General features: G+C 73.2%; 17 protein-coding genes. 3 read left to right on the top strand and 14 right to left on the bottom strand.

Annotation, left to right across the window (positions count from 1 at the left end; genetic code table 11):
• Positions 1 to 3: 3 nt before the first annotated feature.
• The 14 genes from EOE66_RS10205 to EOE66_RS10140 all read right to left on the bottom strand — a co-directional run bounded on the left by EOE66_RS10205 (position 4) and on the right by EOE66_RS10140 (position 13,550).
• Positions 4 to 414 (bottom strand): GPW/gp25 family protein, encoded by a 411-nt coding sequence (locus EOE66_RS10205; RefSeq protein ID WP_128228587.1) that lies wholly within the window; start codon positions 412 to 414, stop codon positions 4 to 6.
• Entirely contained in the window at positions 411 to 2,231 is a 1,821-nt protein-coding gene (locus EOE66_RS10200) for a hypothetical protein (RefSeq protein ID WP_128228586.1), read from the bottom strand. Before EOE66_RS10200 ends, EOE66_RS10205 begins: the two co-directional genes overlap by 4 nt.
• 7 nt (positions 2,232 to 2,238) lie before the next feature.
• Positions 2,239 to 2,895 carry a phage baseplate assembly protein V gene (locus EOE66_RS10195; protein ID WP_128228585.1) on the bottom strand — a complete coding sequence of 219 codons (657 nt, stop codon included), beginning with the start codon at positions 2,893 to 2,895 and terminating at the stop codon, positions 2,239 to 2,241.
• Positions 2,895 to 3,971 carry a phage late control D family protein gene (locus EOE66_RS10190; RefSeq protein ID WP_164885064.1) on the bottom strand — a complete coding sequence of 359 codons (1,077 nt, stop codon included), beginning with the start codon at positions 3,969 to 3,971 and terminating at the stop codon, positions 2,895 to 2,897. The genes EOE66_RS10195 and EOE66_RS10190 overlap by 1 nt, the downstream gene beginning before the upstream one ends.
• Positions 3,968 to 4,150, bottom strand: coding sequence for a hypothetical protein (locus EOE66_RS10185; protein WP_128228583.1), 183 nt, complete (start codon positions 4,148 to 4,150; stop codon positions 3,968 to 3,970). The genes EOE66_RS10190 and EOE66_RS10185 overlap by 4 nt, the downstream gene beginning before the upstream one ends.
• Positions 4,151 to 4,164: 14 nt before the next feature.
• Positions 4,165 to 5,391, bottom strand: a complete 1,227-nt coding sequence (locus EOE66_RS10180) for a CIS tube protein (RefSeq protein WP_128228582.1) — start codon at positions 5,389 to 5,391, stop codon at positions 4,165 to 4,167.
• Positions 5,391 to 5,939, bottom strand: coding sequence for a phage tail protein (locus tag EOE66_RS10175; protein ID WP_128228581.1), 549 nt, complete (start codon positions 5,937 to 5,939; stop codon positions 5,391 to 5,393). The genes EOE66_RS10180 and EOE66_RS10175 overlap by 1 nt, the downstream gene beginning before the upstream one ends.
• A 35-nt stretch (positions 5,940 to 5,974) precedes the next feature.
• Positions 5,975 to 8,002: a hypothetical protein gene (locus EOE66_RS10170; protein WP_128228580.1), complete on the bottom strand. Its 2,028-nt coding sequence runs from the start codon at positions 8,000 to 8,002 to the stop codon at positions 5,975 to 5,977.
• 10 nt (positions 8,003 to 8,012) lie between these two features.
• Positions 8,013 to 8,462: a phage tail protein gene (locus EOE66_RS10165; RefSeq protein WP_128228579.1), complete on the bottom strand. Its 450-nt coding sequence runs from the start codon at positions 8,460 to 8,462 to the stop codon at positions 8,013 to 8,015.
• 15 nt (positions 8,463 to 8,477) lie between these two features.
• A complete protein-coding gene (locus EOE66_RS10160) occupies positions 8,478 to 10,358 on the bottom strand; it encodes a phage tail sheath family protein (RefSeq protein WP_128228578.1) in 1,881 nt (626 codons plus the stop codon).
• A 42-nt stretch (positions 10,359 to 10,400) separates the two neighbouring features.
• Positions 10,401 to 11,291 carry a serine/threonine-protein kinase gene (locus EOE66_RS10155; RefSeq protein WP_128228577.1) on the bottom strand — a complete coding sequence of 297 codons (891 nt, stop codon included), beginning with the start codon at positions 11,289 to 11,291 and terminating at the stop codon, positions 10,401 to 10,403.
• On the bottom strand, positions 11,288 to 11,932 hold the full coding sequence (locus EOE66_RS10150) for a Pvc16 family protein (RefSeq protein WP_128228576.1): 645 nt from the start codon (positions 11,930 to 11,932) through the stop codon (positions 11,288 to 11,290). The genes EOE66_RS10155 and EOE66_RS10150 overlap by 4 nt, the downstream gene beginning before the upstream one ends.
• Positions 11,929 to 12,234, bottom strand: a complete 306-nt coding sequence (locus EOE66_RS10145) for a hypothetical protein (RefSeq protein ID WP_128228575.1) — start codon at positions 12,232 to 12,234, stop codon at positions 11,929 to 11,931. Before EOE66_RS10145 ends, EOE66_RS10150 begins: the two co-directional genes overlap by 4 nt.
• Before the next feature lie 260 nt (positions 12,235 to 12,494).
• Complete coding sequence (locus tag EOE66_RS10140; protein WP_128228574.1) at positions 12,495 to 13,550, bottom strand: sigma-54 interaction domain-containing protein; 1,056 nt, start codon at positions 13,548 to 13,550, stop codon at positions 12,495 to 12,497.
• 184 nt (positions 13,551 to 13,734) lie between these two features.
• Here EOE66_RS10140 and EOE66_RS10135 point away from each other — a divergent pair, with 184 nt between their 5' ends.
• Genes EOE66_RS10135 through EOE66_RS10125 form a run of 3 tightly spaced genes read left to right on the top strand, consistent with a single transcriptional unit; the run spans position 13,735 to position 15,736 of the window.
• Positions 13,735 to 14,202, top strand: a complete 468-nt coding sequence (locus EOE66_RS10135) for a DUF2087 domain-containing protein (RefSeq protein WP_128228573.1) — start codon at positions 13,735 to 13,737, stop codon at positions 14,200 to 14,202.
• Positions 14,203 to 14,225: 23 nt separating this feature from the next.
• Positions 14,226 to 14,822 (top strand): tRNA adenosine(34) deaminase TadA, encoded by a 597-nt coding sequence (gene tadA / locus EOE66_RS10130; RefSeq protein WP_128228981.1) that lies wholly within the window; start codon positions 14,226 to 14,228, stop codon positions 14,820 to 14,822.
• Positions 14,823 to 14,833: 11 nt separating this feature from the next.
• Entirely contained in the window at positions 14,834 to 15,736 is a 903-nt protein-coding gene (locus EOE66_RS10125; RefSeq protein WP_128228572.1) for an LD-carboxypeptidase, read from the top strand.
• Positions 15,737 to 15,934: the final 198 nt, after the last annotated feature.

Below are 15,934 nucleotides of genomic sequence, written 5' to 3'. Positions count from 1 at the left end.
CGCCTACTCCAGATGCGCAAGGTGAAAGGGGTGGACGAAGTTGTCGCGCCGCCCGTCCAGGCGCAGCCGGTAGTCGACCAGGATCCACAGCGCGCTGCCCACCTGCGCGTCGGGCTCCACGGCCACGTCCAGCAGCTCGATGCGCGGCTCCCAGCGCTGCAGGGCCTCGCGCACCGCGGCCTCGATCTGCGCGCGTGTGGCGCCGTTGTTCGGCTGCTGCAAAAAGCGGCGCAGGCCGCAGCCGAAATCGGGCCGCATCAGGCGTTCGCCGGGCTCGGTCTCCAGGATCATCTGCAGCGCCTGCCGCACCCGCGCCAGGCCCTCGGCGCGCGGCAGGCGGCCGTCTTGCGGCAGCAGCGGCCAGGCCAGGCCGAAGCCGATGTGGCGGGTGACGAGGCTGCGGTCTTCGCTCATGCCAGGCTCCGCTGCGGGCTGCGCGGCCGCGGTTGTTGCGGCTGCGGGTGGTCGAGAAAGTCTTCGGGCGCCGGGCCGTTGGGGCTGGGCAGGCGCGGCTCCAGCAGGCGGCCGTTCTCGTCGGTTTCCACCGGCAGCAGCGTGCGGTTGTCCATGCTGTTGCGGGTGTCGGTGGCCAGGCGCACGTCGGGCAGGGCGTCGATGGCGGCGCGGCCGTCGCCGTCCAGGCCGCTGTCGCCTTCGATCTGCGCCTTCAGACCGGCGCGCAGCGCGTCGCGCACCTCGCTCTCGTCGAGGAAGTTGCCGTCCACGGTGACGCCGGCGCTGAAGTCGGCGCTGGGCGGCAGCAGCGGGGTGATCTTGGCCGCGGCATCGATGTCGCCGCTGGCGCTGACCGAAGGCGGGATGCAGAACCTGAAGGCCAGCAGGAACCACAGGTTGAACAGCAGCACCACCACCGGCAGGAAGATGTTCAGCACGAACATCGCGATGATGGTGATGAGCGGGATGCTGAAGTGGCAGATGGCCCCGCCGCCGGCCGCGCCGGGCTGCGGCTGGCCGCCCACCACCTTGGGCGCGATCTGCTGGCTGTGCACCACGCGCACGTTCGACAAGGCCCCGCGCGGCCGCGCCAGGGCCTGGGCCAGCAGCTCGTTGAGATCGGGCATGCGCAGCGTGATGGGGCGGTTGGCGCAACCCAACGCGTCCATGGGGCTGGCGATGCGGAAGGCCTCGGTGCCCAGGCTCCACACGCGCTGGCCCTGGCAGCCGGCGGCCGCGCGCGGCCGCGTGCAGCCGCTGCGCCGGCGCGTGACGAAGCAGCGGATCTCGTAGAGCGCGTGCATGTCCAGCCGCGGCCGGCCTTCGGCGTCGCGCTGCGCGCTGCTGGTGGGCACGTGGCCGAAGTAGAGCGTGCGGCCGGTGGCGTCGTGCGTGGGGTCGGCCGGCGGCGCCACCAGGCGGCGCAGCGGAAAGAACTGCTCGTCGGGCGGGCCGGCCAGCTGCTGCTCGGCGGGCAGGGGCTTCCACTGGCCACGGTCGGCATCCAGCGGGTCGGCCACCCAGTACTCCACGCGTTGGGTGATGTTGTGTTGCACGCGCCAGGTGGCCAGAGCCGCTTCGGCCGCGGCATGGGCCTGCTGGGCGGCGGTGCGCGCGGCGGCGAGTTCACCGCGCGCTTCCAGCGTCTGCAGCCGGCGGCGCCGCGCCCAGGCCAGGTGCTCGCGCAGCGGGCCGCGCAGTTGCAACTCATCCAGCTCGGCCGCGGCCTGCTCGCGCCGCTGCTGCAGCGTGTAGAGCTCGCGCTCCAGTTCGCGCGGCACGGGCGCCGAGAGGCGGCGGATGACGAAGCCGGCGGCGCACACCTGCGCCGCGTCCACCGCGGGCAGGCAGCGTTCGTCGCAGTGCAGGCTGCAGCTGACGAGGTAGTGCCGCCCGTGCAGCGGCAGGTACAGCTTGCGGGGGCCGCTGGCCACGAGGCGCACGTTGCGGGCGTCTTCGTTCAGCGCCGAGGCCGGCAGGGCCTGCGTGCGCAGCGCGTCGCCGCCGCCGCTGAGCCAGCTCTGCGCGGCCTGCGCGCGCGCCACCGCGGCGGGCATGGGCGCACCCAGGCGCGTGACGCTGCCCACCACATCGGCCACGGGGTCGAAGCGCAGGCTGTGCTGCGGGCGTTGCAGGTAGCCCTCGATGAAATCGTCGGCCGCGAACATCTGCAGCTGCGGTGCGGTGCCGCGGCCGGCCTGCGGATCATCGGCCGGCTGCCAGTGCCACCAGGGCGCCAGCAGCAGCCAGGGGTGGGCGGAGGGGGCGGTGTTCATGCCTGCGTCACCACACGTTGCCGGCGCCCGGCGTGTACGAAGCAGAGACCACGGCCTGCGCGATCAGCGTCTCGCACTTGAGCACGCCGTCGCACTTCACCATCGGCGCCTTCAGGTTGACCTGGGAAGCCGAGACATCCACCGTGCTGTGCGCTTCCACCGTCACCTTGCCCGCGGCATCGATGCGGATGACACAGCCATTGCTGTGCTTGAGCTCGACCTCGCTGCTAGCTTCGTCGAGCCTGAGCTGGTGGCCGGCCTGCGTGCTGAGCGTGACCACCGGCGCGCCGGTGGTGTCGTCGAAGCGAAGTTCCGAACCCGAGCGCGTGCGCAGCAGGCGCAGGTTGTTGGCGGTGTCTGGCCCCTCGGGCAGCGCGGCGCGGCCGTTCCAACAGGCGCCGACGATGTAGCCGCGCGCCGGGTCGCCGGCCTCGAAGCCCACCACCACCTGGCTGCCCACCTCGGGCAGGATCTGCAGGCCCTGGTTGTCGTCGGCGTAGGGCGAGAGCAGGGTGGTCCAGCAGCGCGCGCCGGCCCCGGTGCTGCCGAAGCCCGGGAAGCTCACCTGGACGCGGCCGAGCTGCAGCGGGTCGAGCAGGTCTTCCACCAGTGCCGGGTAGAGGCCGTACCAGCGCAGCAGGGCGTCGGGCGCTTGCGGGTCCATCAGCCGCCCCCGTGCAGGATGCAGCCGCGCTCGGCCACGAAGGCCGTGCGCAAGCCGTGCTGCAGGTCGTAGGTGTGGGTGAGCTCGGTCACCACGTAGCCCGGGCCGTCGAAGAGGGGGCCCAGGCGTTCCAGGGTCAGTGCGCTGCCCACCTGCATGTTCGGGCTGCCGGTGGTCAGGCCGCGGGCACGCACGAAGCGCCTGGAGCGCGCCTGCATCTCGGCGCGGGCACGGGCGCGGGCCTGCTCGCGGTTCAGCGGCGCGTCGTGCAGTCGCTGCGTGGCCCGTTCACCGAAAGCCTGGCCCAAGGCTTGCGCGCCGCTGGTGCCGCCGGCGGCCAGGCCGGCGAGTTCGGCTTCGTCGGCCTCTTCGTGCACGCTGTCCTTGTCGGCCGCGTCGAAGCCGCTGATGGCCACGCGGCTGCGCTGGTGGGCGAGGTCGGCGTCGATGTCCAGGGCCAGCAGCTCGTTGCCCATCACCAGGCTCAGCGCCGGGGCGCTGCGGGCTTCACGCGGGGTGATGCGCAGCGTGCGGCCGTCCATCCACAGCTCGGCGCCCGCCAGCGCGCAGCGGGTGCGCAGCAGGGCCAGGTCGGTTTCGTTCCACTGCTGCAGCTCGGCCCACGTGGGGCCGCGCGCGTCCACGTCGGCCTCCAGGCCGTGTTCCGCCGCGATGGCTCGAGCCAGCGCGGCGAGGTCCACGTCCTGCCAGGTGCGGATGCGGCGCGTCTGGCGCAGGTCCCACAGCCGGTCTTCGGCCTGCAGCTGTGCCAGCGGCGCGGTGCCCTGCGAGAAGCTGGCGCCGATGCAGGAGACGCGGCCTTCGAAGAGGGGCACGTCGGCCACCACCACGGCGAGCTCGCTGCCCAGGTGCAGCAGCCGGCCGTCCAGCCACTGCAGGCCTTCGTCGGCCTGGCCGGTCACGGGGCCGATGGCGGTGAGCCAGGCGCGCAGACGGCTGAGGCCGGCCGTGCTGGCGTGCACTTCCAGGCGCACGAGGTCGCGCACCATCTTGTCGGCCGCCTGGCCGTCGAGGTCGATGCGCGGGCGGGCGCTGAAAAAGAGCGGGGCGTTCATCGTTCGTCGTCGCGGTCGGTGGCGGCCCAGCGGGCCTGCTGCTCGGCCAGGCGCGCGGCCAGCCATTGCGCACGCCAGGCTTCGGCGGCCAGGGGCAGGGGCGCTGGGGGCGTCTGGCCGGCGGCAGGCGCGCCGTCGTCGTCCACCTGCAGCGAGAGTTCGTTGATCTGCACGGGCATGGGGGCCTCCGGCTTCAGCGGCCACAGCCGCAGGCGCTGCGCCACGGCCGCGACGCGCCACCGCAGCCGCAGGGGCTGGCCGATGCCGAGCGCCGTCCAGCGGCGGCGGGGGCGGATGCGGGCGCCACCGCGCGGCGGGGTTTCAGCGGCAGGCCGAAGCCGTAGGGGCGGTCGTCGGCCGGTGCCAGGCCGCCTGGCCCGGTGCTGCCCGTCTGCAGGCCGCCCCTGGCCGACGCAGCGGCGGGGGCCGCCGTGGCGCCGCCGGCTGGCGCCCGCGCCGTGAGCCCGAAGCCGCGCAGCGCCGCGCTGGCGCCGCCTTCGTGCCGTGCTTCGCGCTGCTGGCCTTGCGCCGCGGCCACGCCGCCGGCACGTGTGAGGGCCGCGGGGCTGCTCTCGGCCACCGCGGTGCCACCGCTGCTGCGCAGCGCCGCCAGCCCGCCGCTGGCCAGGGCCCCACCGCCGGCGCCGTTGCCCGCAGGCGCCGCGCCGCTGCCGCGGGGCAGCGGCACCTCCTGCCCAGCGCGCAAGGCCAAGGGGTCGGCGTTGCCGGCGCCCAGGCTGCGCCAGGCTGCCGGATCGCGGCCGGTGCGCGCGGACAGTTGCGCCAGGCTCTCGCCTTCCAGGGCCCGCACCACGCTCTCGGCGCCTGCCAGCGCAGCATTCAGGGCCTGGGTGGTGCCGAAAGGCGCCACGCGCTGCGCGGCCTGGCCGGCGGTGCTGTTCAAGAGCCCCTCGGCGGCGGCGCGCAGGGCGCTGCCAGCACCTGTACCTTGCGGCGCCAGCGCGTAGGCCGCGTCCTGCCCTTTCATGCTGACGGCACAGCGCGCGCGCAGCGGCGTGCCATCGAAGGCGAAGAGCTCGATGTCCAGCGAGAGGCTGTCCATCACGCCCTGCAGCTTCACAGCGCCCCATTCGAACTGCACACGCGGCGGCGCTTCTTCGCCGGGCCGGTTGCCCCGGGGCCGCACATAGCGCTGCACGGCCGCCGTCTTGCGCAGCACCGACACCGGGGCGTCGGCCGTGCCTTCGTCGGCGCTGTCGAAGTGCAGGTCGAAGCTGAGCGTGACCGAGCCTTCGCCCGCCTGCTGCCGCGTGGGTGCGCCAGCCTGGGCCCCACCGGTGCTGCGGTTGCTGAACTGCAGGCGCATCGAAGCCGGGTTGAACTGCACCGGGTTGCCCTGGCCCACCGGCTGGTTGCTGGCGTTCAGCTCGGTGAGCGTGGCTTTCGCAAGCTCGGCCATCACCCGCCCCCCGCCAGGCGCAAGCCTTCGTGCGCGATGCTGAGTTCCTCGATGGCGATCTCGCCCGTGCGGGCGTTCAGCTCGGGCCCGCGCAGCTTGGCGGGCAGGCCGCGCTCGAAGGTCCAGGTGGCGCGCAGTTTCCGGTCGGGGCCCAGCACACGCACCGTGCCGTCCACACGCTGCAGCGGGCGCACGCCGTCCAGCGCGTCCATCATCCAGCGCCAGAAGCGGTCGTCCGCGCGGCCGTCGGCGCCCGTGCCCGGGCCGCTGTGGAACATGCCGCGCTTGAGCACCAGCAGCGGGTACTTGCCGCGGCCCAGGCGGCGGATGACGGCGTTGTTGCGGCCGCCTTCCAGCACGTCTTGCACGTCCATCTCGATTTCCAGGCCGCTGACCTCTTGGAAGCCGCCGTCGCACAGCGCTTGCCCGGCGTCGGGCGAGGATGCGGGCGCGTCTTGCGACAAGCGCCGCCCGCCCAGCGGGCTGGCCGGCGATCGGCGCAGCTGCACCTCGAAGTTGAAGGCGGTGAGGAGTTCGGGGCCGGCCATGGGGTGGGTTCCGACGAGGGTCTGCGTCTCGCGTTTCAGACTTCCGCGGCCGCGAAGGCCGCAGGCGCCAGGCGCAGGCCGTCGTCGGCCAGGCTCAGGCGCACGACGATGAACTCCAGCGGCTCGGCCAAGGCCAGGCCGATGTCCACCAGCAGTTCGGCCTGGCGCCGCGGCTCGGCCGCCACGCGCACGAAGAAGGCTTCGCTCTCGCTGTTGCCGCGCAGCGCCCCGCCGCGCCACAGCCTGCGCAACAGGTTCTGCAGCCACAGGTTCACGTCTTCCACCAGGCCTGGGTTCAGGGGTTCGAAGACGAGCCAGGGCGCTTCACGCTGCAGCCAGCGCAGCAGCCAGTGCACCACGCGGCGCGAGGCCAGGGCGCGGTAGGCGCCGTTGCGGCTGAAGCTGCGCGCACCCATCAGCACCACGCCCTCGGCCTGCAGCAGGCTGAGGTTGATGCCCTCGGTGTGCAGCGCGTCGGCCTGGGCCGGGCTGTAGCGGGCCCGTGGCATCACCACCTGCTGCAGCACGCGCTGGGCGGGGCCGAAGGGCAGGCCGTCTTGCGCTTCGCGCGCGGCGATGACGCCCGCCGCTGCGGCGCTGGGCGGCAGGGGCACCAGGCGGCCCGGCGCGCCAGGCATGCCGGCGGCCGCCCCACCGGCGGTGGTGAGCAGCCACGGTGCGTAGGCCGCGGTGTCGGGGCTGTCTTCGGCCTCGAACTGGCGGCGCCACGCCATCACGGCGGTGGCCGAGAGGCCGGGCGGCACGTCCAGCAAAGCCAGCAGCGGCGCGCTGGTGGCACGGTGCGCCGCAAAGGCCACCAGCCGCTGCTGCAGGCCGACGATGCGCTGCAACTCGTCGGCGCGGAGCGGGTCGAGCTGCAGGCCGGGGTAGGCCACGGGTGGCGGCGGCGTGCTCACCGTCCGCCCGGGCCGGCAGGGCGCGAAGGCGGCGCCGGCGGCATCGAGCAGCTCTTCCACCGGCTCGGCATCGCGTTCCAGACCCAGCGGGTGGTAGAGGTCGGGCACCACCAGCATCGCGGGCTCGTCCAGCCGGCGCAGGGCGTCGATGCCTTCGCCCGGTGGCTGGTCGGGGTCGGGTTCCTCGCGCCAGAAGCCGTCGGGGGCGAGCGGGTCGAAGAAGTCGTCGGGGGTCAGGGGCTCGAAAGCGTCGGCGCCGCCCGTGAAGGCCAGGGTCTCGGTGCCCAGGCGTGTGGCGTCGGCCGGCTGCAGGGCTTGCGCGGCCCAATCGGCCGCGGGCCACACCAGTTGCGATTGCCGGCAGAGCTCGGCCGCCAGCCAGCGCGGGTGGCGCGGGTCGAGGCCCAGGCCGCTGTGGTTTTCGACGCTGAGGCCGTCGCCCAGCCGCAGCTGCACGGTGAGCAGTTCCACGCGTGCGGCGGCGCCCGGAAGGCTGTCGAAGCCCGGCACCCAGAGGTCGTGCGCGCCACTGCGCTCACGCACCAGCGCTTCCACGCGCGTCAGCTGCCAGGGCGCCGCGCCCTCGCGCCAGCGCAGCAGGCTGCCCACGGGCAGCCGTGCGGCGGCGGTGCACAGCCAGCGGCTGCCATCGTGGCGCAGCGGTGCGGCCTCGGCCTGCAGGGCCAGCGTGGCCTGCAGCGTGTTGCCCCAGGCGCCTTCGTTGCGCGCCACCAGGCCCAGGGTGGCGGGCAGGGGCGGCGCACCTTCCACCTGCAGCATGTGCAGCTGCGCCCTGGCGCTGGGCGCGGGCGTGCTGCGCGAGACGATGCGCATCACCCAGCAGCGCCGCCCGCCCTGCGCGAAAAAGGTGGCCACCGCGCGGCCCAGGTAGGCGCCGGCCTCCACCTCGCCGAACAGCCGGCGGTAGCTGTCGAGCCCATCCACCGGCACCGCCACGCTGCGCAGCCGGGGGCGCAGCGGGTGCACCATGCCTGCGTCGGCCGGCCAGCCGGGGCCCAGCACGGGCTCGCGAGCCGGTCCGCGCGGCGCCACACCCACGAACACCGGCACGTCCAGCCGCAGCGGCCGTGCCGGCGGGGGCGTGAGGTGCTGCAGTTGCAGCCCGGGCAGGCGGTGGAAGTTCATGCGCGGAGGCTCACTCGACGTCGAGGCCTTCGTGCACGAGGTGCAACTCCTCCATCGCCACCTCGCCGCCGCCCTTGCCGGCCAGCGTGGGGCCCACCCATTTCTTGGGCTGTGCCGAGCGCAGGATGTAGGTCAGCACCGGGTTGCGGGCCTCGTCCAGCAGAGTGATGGTCACGGTCTGCCGTTCGATCGCTCCCTGGCGCACGCGGTTGAGCCACTGCCACAAGCCGATGTGACCGATGACGCCGCGCTTGAGCACCACGTCTTCCTGCTTGTAGGTGTTGGGCAACTTGCGGGCCGTGCTGACGAGGTCGTTGCCCGCGCGGTACTCGCTGTAGTTCACCTCGCTGCCCAGGCCCGAGACCTCGGAAAAGCCGGCCGCAGGTCCGCTGGTGATGCCATCGCCCAGGCTGACGAGGTAGTTGAAGGCGCCGTAGGGCGCGTCGCGCATCGTGGCCATCTGGTTTGCTCCTGTTTACTTGGCATCGGCCGTGAACTGGCCGACGCGGAAGACGACGAACTCCGCCGGGCGCACCGGCGCCACGCCCACCAGGCAGATGAGGCGGCCGTTGTCGAGGTCGTTCTGGGTCATGGTGCTGCGGTCGCACCGCACGAAAAAGGCCTCTTCGGGCTTGCTGCCGAGCAGGGCGCCTTCGCGCCACATCACGAAGAGAAAGTCGGCCACCGTGCGGCGCAGGTTGGCCCACAGGCGCTCGTTGTTCGGCTCGAACACCGCCCACTGGGTGGCCTTGTCGATGCTGTGCTCCAGGTAGATGAAGAGCCGGCGCACGTTCACGTACTTCCACTCGGGGTCGCTGCTCATCGTGCGGGCGCCCCAGACGCGGTTGCCGCGGCCCTCGAAGAAGCGCAGGCAGTTCACACCCTCGGGGTTCAGCACGTCCTGGCGCGGCTTGTTGATGTTCATCTCGAAGCGTGTGAGCCCGCGCACCACCTCGTTGGCCGGCGCCTTGTGCACGCCGCGTTCGATGTCGCTGCGCGCGTAGATGCCGCAGACGAAGCCCGAAGGCGGCAGCATCAGCCGCGGCTGCGGCTCGCCGGGCGCGGGCGAGGCCAGCGGGTCGAGGATCTCGATCCACGGGTGGTAGAGCGCCGCGTACTTGGTGTCGAAGCGGCCGCGGAACTCGCGGATCGCGTTGATGGAACTGCCCTCGGGGCCGTCCACCACCGCGATGCGGTAGCGGCAGCGCTCGGCATGGCTGATGAGCCGGTCGGCGGCCTGCTCGGGCGCCGCCATGGCGCCGCCATCGGGCGCCGCGACGATGGCGATGTCGTCGATCTCGGCCAGGGCTTCCAGGCCCGTGGCGCCGACCTCGGCGTCGTCAGGGTCGGCGGCGGTGCCGGCCAGGTCGTCGGGCAGCAGCGCGTCGCCATCGTTGCCGCCGCTCAGGCGCACGCCGGGCGGGTTTTGCAGCGCGATGGCCAGCAGCGCGGGTTCGAAGCCGCCGCCGTCGGTCCAGTCGAGGTAGACAGCGGCGTTTTCGTCCTGCGGGGTGTCGCGGCTCAGCACGGTGCCGATGTAGCGCGGCTGCAGGGCCGAGGGGGAGAGCGCCTCGTAGACATCCACGCGGCGAGGTGCGGCCGGGTTGCCATGACGCACGCTGACGCGCAGTTCCACCAGCAGGATGAGCGTGCCATCGGGCAGCGACACGGGCGCACCGCCGCCCGCGCCCTGGAAGCGCTGGCGCCCATCGACATCGACGGTGACGACGAACAGTTGCGCCGCGTTGAGCGCGGCGTTCGGCCCGGGCAGCGTGGGCGTCGCGGCCGGCCAGGTTTCCACCAGCGCCCCGGCCCGCAAGCCCTTGGCCTGTGCACCCCATGCGGCGCGGTTCAGCGGGTCGGGCGGCTGCCCTGGGGCCGGTGCGGCATGCGTGAAGCCGAGGTTGCGGGTGCGCGTGACGGTGGTCTCCACCATCACTTCACCATCGTCGCCAGGCCATCGGGCCACCCAGCGCGCGTTGCGGCCCGCCGCCGGCACCGTGAGCGAGGCCACGCCCCACACATCGTTGCCGCCGGCCTGCAGCGGGTTGTAGACGCGGCTGACGTACAGGCGCTGGCCGCCGTTGTTGAAGTAGGCCCGCGCCGCATGTGCCAGGTAGGGCAAGTGCAGGGTGCCGTTCAGGTCGAGCGGTTCGAGGCCACCATAGACGGCTTCGAACTCGGTGAAGGACGTGATCAGCCGCGGCTCGCAGCGCAGCGGCCCGCCCGGGTACTGCACCGGGCCGTAGCGCGTGAGACCGACCATGCCGGTGGTGCTGGTGGACACCCCCTCGATGGACTTCGAGCGGAAGCTGGTTTCTTCGACATAGACGCCGGGGGCAAGGTATTCGGGCATCTCGGGGCTCCTTCGGGGCAGGGGGTCGGGCAGGGTTGGGGCTCAGGGCGGGAGCAGGTGTTCGTGCGCCGGCCCGCTGTTGGGTCCGCCAAAGACCACGGTGCGGGCCACGGTCACGCGGCGGTCGTAGGCGGCCGGCAGGTCGGCCAGGGGCAAGGGGTCGAGCGACGCCACGCTGGCGGGCTCGGGGCTGAGGTCGCCAAAGGGCCCACGGGGCAGCGGCGGATTGCGGCGCGCGGCGATGTGCACGTCGATCTGCGCATCGGCCGGGCTGGGCGTGGCCGGGGCCAGCAATCCCGCGGGGTAGCGCAGCAGCAGCGCGTACTCGCCGCGCTCGTCGGCCTGGGTGTGGCCCAGCACCGCGCTGCCCCGCGTGGCCACGATGCGCGCCCAGCGCGCCGGGCGCGCATCGGCGGCACTCGTGCCCAGCTGCACCCGGCCACGCAGCACCGTTGCGCTGGCGTCGAAGCCATGGTTGGGGCCGGGGAAAAGCCGCAGCGTGAGCGTGCTTTCGCGGCCGGGCCGGGGCCGGGGGCGGAAGCCGGGCGTGGGCAGGGCGGGCGCGGTCTCTGCCAGGTTCATCACCACCCGGCGCGGGCCGACACGGTGCGGGGCCTCGGCCTCGGTGGCCGCCGCGCTGGGCAGGGTTTCGTGCACCAGCAGGTCCAGCGTGCGCGGCAGCGGGTCGTCCAGGCGCGTGCAGCGGTCCCACAGGCGGGCAAATGCGCCGGCATCGGGCAGGCTGTACCGGCCCTCGCCCTTGGGCTGCAGTGCCAGGCCGGCCGCCAGCGGCCCGAGGGCGATCAGGCGCACTTGCAGTGGTGCCAGCATCGGCTGGCCGCTCAGTGCATCGAGGCACTGCACGCCCACGGCCAGCCGGTGTTGCACCCGGGCAAGTTCGGGCCCGGCGCTGATCAGCAGGGCATGACTCACCGCTGCACCTCGGCGCGCAGGCTGTGCAGGCGCACCTGCGCGTCCAACACCGGCAGCGGCGGAGGCGGGCGCCGACCGTCGATGCGCACGACGCGGGCGCAGTAGGGCACGCTGAGCTGGTGGTCCACCGGCAGGGTGTCGAAGATGCGCATCAGCGCCTCGGTGGGCAGGTCTTCGATGCCGAGGTAGACGGCCTCCTGCGCTTCCCACGCGGGCTCGTCGGCCGGCAGGCCGGCGGGGGCCAGCAGCAGCGGGCCCGTGAGCACGGGCGTGGCTTCCAGCGCCTGCAGCGCGCGGCCCATCAGGCGCTGCTCGGTGGCGGCATCGCCGGCCCAGGCCGTGAGCAGGTAGTGCAGGTTCAGGGGCAGGCGACCACGGCCTTCCACGGAACCCGCGGCCGCCCAGGAGGCGCGCATCGACTTGTCCACGTCGATGCGGTACAGGTAGAGCGTGATGAGCGGTGTGGGGTTGGTGGTCTCGCCGATCTCCTGCAGCCGCCGGGTGTTGACGAGTTCCACCGGCACGGCCGGCGGCGCGCCCGGCGCAGCCTCGTCCACCAGCGGCGAGCGTTCGGCGAACGCAGCCGTCAGCGCGCGCTGCAGGCTCATGCCGGTGGCGGTGATGGCGGCCAGCCCGCTCATCGGGCCCCATTGCGCTGCGGCAGGGTGGGGCCGGTCTCGGCGGCCACTGCCGTGGGGGACGGCACCGGCTCGGCAGCCGGCATGGGCAGGCGGTAGCGCACGCGGCCGTCGGCAGCGGGCCGGCGTTCAAGCAGGCCCTCGGCGCCCATGCGTTCCAGCGCCAGCGCCACCAGGCCGCCCGCATGCCGGCCCTGCAGCCACCAGCGCGCGATGCCGTCGGGCGTGTCGCAGGCGTGGGGGTTGTCGCTGGTGTAGCGGCGCAGGGCTTGGATCACGGTCTCGACCTCGTCCTTCGGTGGCATGGCCAGGGCTTTACCGCAAGAGCGGTGCCAGCCCCGCTGCCCAGGGCAACCGGGTGCTTCACCGGCCCTGGGCAGGATCCGCGTGTCCGGGTGCTAACCCGAGGAAGGCACGGGCCCGCCAGAGGGCAGCGCGCGCCGCGGGCCGGCAGGACATCCTTGTCCTGGCCGGGTGGGCGCTTGTCCTGGTGGCAGGCCCCGAGCGCGAACAAGCAAAACGGCCAGCGCGAGGCTGGCCGTTGGAACTGCGGAGCGCGCGGGGCTCAGTGCGGCGCGCGGAAACTGCTGGATTCGATGCGGTAGCGCCGCATCAGCTCGAAGAAGGCGCGGCGGTTCTTGCCGGCCTCCACCGCCGCATGGGTGACGTTGCCGGCGTGGCGGCTGAGCAGTTCTTCGATGTAGCGGCGCTCGAAGTCCTGCACCAGGCGGGCCTTGGCGTCGCGCAGCGAGAGGCCGGCAGCCGGCGCCTGCCCCATCGCGGCCGTGTCCTGGCCCTCGGCTTCGAACGGCGCGGTGCCGGCCTCTTCGCCGTCGATCTCGATGTCGTCGCTGCGCAGGCAGTCGCTGCGCGCCAGCAAGGCGGCGCGTTCGACCACGTGCGCCAGCTCGCGCACGTTGCCCGGCCAGCGGTGGGCCATCAACCTGGCCTGGGCGCCGGCCGACAGCGTGTGCCCTGCGCCGCCGTAGCGCTGCAGGAAGTGGGTGGCCAGCAAGGGAATGTCGGCCGCGCGTTCGCGCAGCGGCGGCAGCGACAACGCGAGCACGTTCAGCCGGTAGTAGAGGTCTTCGCGGAAGGCGCCTTGTTGCGCCATCTCGCGCAGCGGCCGGTTGCTGGCGGCAACCACGCGCACATCGGCATGGCGCACGGTGTTCGAGCCCACGGCGCGGTACTCGTGCTCCTGCAGGAAGCGCAGCAGCTTGGCCTGCGCCGGCAGAGGCAGGCAGTCGATGTCGTCGAGGAAGAGCGTGCCGCCTTCGGCTTCGGCCACGAGCCCGTGGCGGCTGGTCTGCGCCGAGGTGTAGGCGCCGCGCACGTGGCCGAAGAGCTCGCTCTCCAGCAGGTCGACCGGGATGGCCCCGCAGTTCACCGCCACCCAAGGGCGCGGTGCGCGGGGCGAGAGGTAGTGGATGGCCTGCGCGAACACCTCTTTGCCGGTGCCGGTTTCGCCCTGGATGAGCACACCGGCCGGGCAGGCTGCGTAGCGCGGCAGCTTGGACACCTGGGCCAGGAAGGCCGGATGCTGGCCCACGAAGCCGGGCAGCGCGGGGGCGCAGCGGGCGCTGGAGGGCGCGAAGTCGGTGGCGGAGGGCGAACTCATCGGTGGCGGGTACTGCTGCCGCGGGCGGGGCCGCAGCGTGCCGCACTGTAGGCAGCCCAGGCGGCGATGACACCCCCTAGCACCGCAGGGCCCGGGCAGCAGGCGTTGCGGGTTGTATCCGGGATGCTTCGGCAGCGGCGGGCGCCGGCGCGGGACCGGGCGGGCGTCAGAATAGAGGCCGCCTATGAGCCCGTTGCCCATCCCGGAACTGCCGCCTTCGCTGCAGCGCCTCGTCGTCAAGGACGGGGTCGCGCTCGGCGGCCTGTCCACCGACGATCGCCTGCAGGCCCTGGCCTGGATCTGGGCGGGCTTGCCGGTCGGGCTGGTGGCCACCGAGCCCCAGGTGAACGAAGCGCTGAAAGCGCAACTGGCCGGGCCGGGTCGCTTCATCGATGTCGACCATGTCGAGCTGCGCCGCTGGCTGGTCGACGGCGGCTGGCTGCAGCGCGACGGCTATGGGCGCGAATACCGCCGCAGCCAGCCCACCGACGCCGCTGCGGCAGCGTGGGCCGAGCGCTTGGCCCACGTGGACACCGCGGCCTGCGCCCAGGCCTGGCGCGCGGAGCGCGAGGCCGAGCGCCGGGCGCGGCGAGCCCGCTGGCAAGCCCAGGGCGGCGTGCCCAGCGGCGGGCAGGGTGGGGCGGCCGCTTGAACACCCCCAGTGACGAGTTCGTCATGCGCCTGGCGCTGGACCAGGCGCAGAACGCCTGGCTCGTGGGCGAGGTGCCGGTGGGCGCCGTGATCGTGCGCCCCGGGCCCGAGGGCCCGCAGATCATGGCCACCGGCTACAACCGGCCCATCACCACGCACGACCCCACGGCCCATGCCGAGATCGTGGCGCTGCGGCACGCGGCCTCGCTGGTGGAGAACTACCGCCTGCCCGACTGCGAGCTCTTCGTCACCCTGGAGCCGTGTGCGATGTGCGCCATGGCGCTGATGCACGCGCGCTTCAAGCGCGTGGTCTTCGGCGCGCCCGACCCCAAGACCGGCGCCGCAGGCTCGGTGGTGGACCTCTTCGCGCAAGGCCAGCTCAACCACCACACCGCGGTGCAGGGCGGCGTGCTCGCTGACGAATGCGGGCAGCTGTTGCGCAGCTTCTTCGCCGAGCGCCGCGCCCAACAGCGGGCCGAGCGCGACGCCGCACGGGCGCAGGCGCTGCAACCCGATGCCGAGGCCGGCGGCGGCGCCCCCGAGGCCACCGACGACCCCATTCCCGCAGGCGATGCCACCGAACTGCCGCACGAGGTGCTGGCCGTGCTGCCCCCGCGCTGAAAGCCTGAACCATGTCCACGAGCCTGACCCTCTTCGCGCCCGCCGGGGCTTTGCCCAAGGCAGCAGGCCTGCGCCTGGCGGCGCGCCGCCTGCAGGGCCTGGGCTTCAGCGTCACGGTCGACGAGGCCGCGCTGGCCCGCCACCAGCGCTTCGCAGGGGATGACGACACACGCCTGGCAGCCATCCACCGTGTGGCCTTGGTGGCGCCCTCGGTGGCCCTGGCCGTGCGCGGCGGCTATGGCTGCACACGCCTGCTCGACCGCATCGACTGGCCGCTGCTGGCCCGCAGCGTGGAGCAGGGCACGCGCTGGGTGGGTTTCAGCGATCTCACCGCCTTGCAGCTCGGCTTGCTGGCGCACAGCGGGCACGAAAGCTGGGCCGGCCCGACGGCGGTGGAGAGCTTCGGTCGCACCGAGGCCGAAGGCGGCGTGGACGAGGTCACGCGCGATTGTTTCGTCGAGGCCATGGGGGGCGAACTGGAAGCGGTGGGCTTTCGTACCGAGGCCGGATTCGACGGTCTCACGGCCGCCGGCAAACTGTGGGGCGGCAACCTCGCCATGGTGTGCTCGATGCTGGGCACGCCGCACTGGCCGCGCATCAGCGGCGGCGTGCTGTTCCTGGAGGACGTGGGCGAGCACCCCTACCGTGTGGAGCGCTGCATGCTCCAGCTGCACCAGGCCGGCGTTCTGGCCCGCCAGAAGGCGGTGCTGCTGGGCCACTTCAGCGAGTGGAAGAAGTCGCCGCTGGACCGTGGGTATTCGCTCAAGACGGTGGTGGCGCACTTGCGTTCGGTCAGCAGCACCCCGGTGCTGACCGGGCTGCCCTTCGGCCATCTGCACCCCCGCGTGTGTCTGCCGGTGGGGCGCCGCGTGCAGTTGGCGGTGCAGGGGCGCGACGCCTTCATCGGCTGGTGACGGCAGCCGGCCCCTAACGACCCTGCTGGCACTGCCGGTATTCCCGGTTCGGTGCGCCAGCCCGCCCCGGCGTCTGTTGCACGGGGCCAACGTTGCCGGGGCCCGACACGATCGGTGGAAACCCGCCGTCGGCGCCCCGCCCCCCTAATCAAAAGGGGGATAAGCCTTTGAATTTCAACAACTTGCGGATGTTTCCTG

The sequence above is a fragment of the Rubrivivax rivuli genome (assembly GCF_004016505.1).
Lineage (GTDB): Bacteria > Pseudomonadota > Gammaproteobacteria > Burkholderiales > Burkholderiaceae_C > Rubrivivax > Rubrivivax rivuli.
This window is presented reverse-complemented; position numbering and strand designations above follow the sequence as displayed.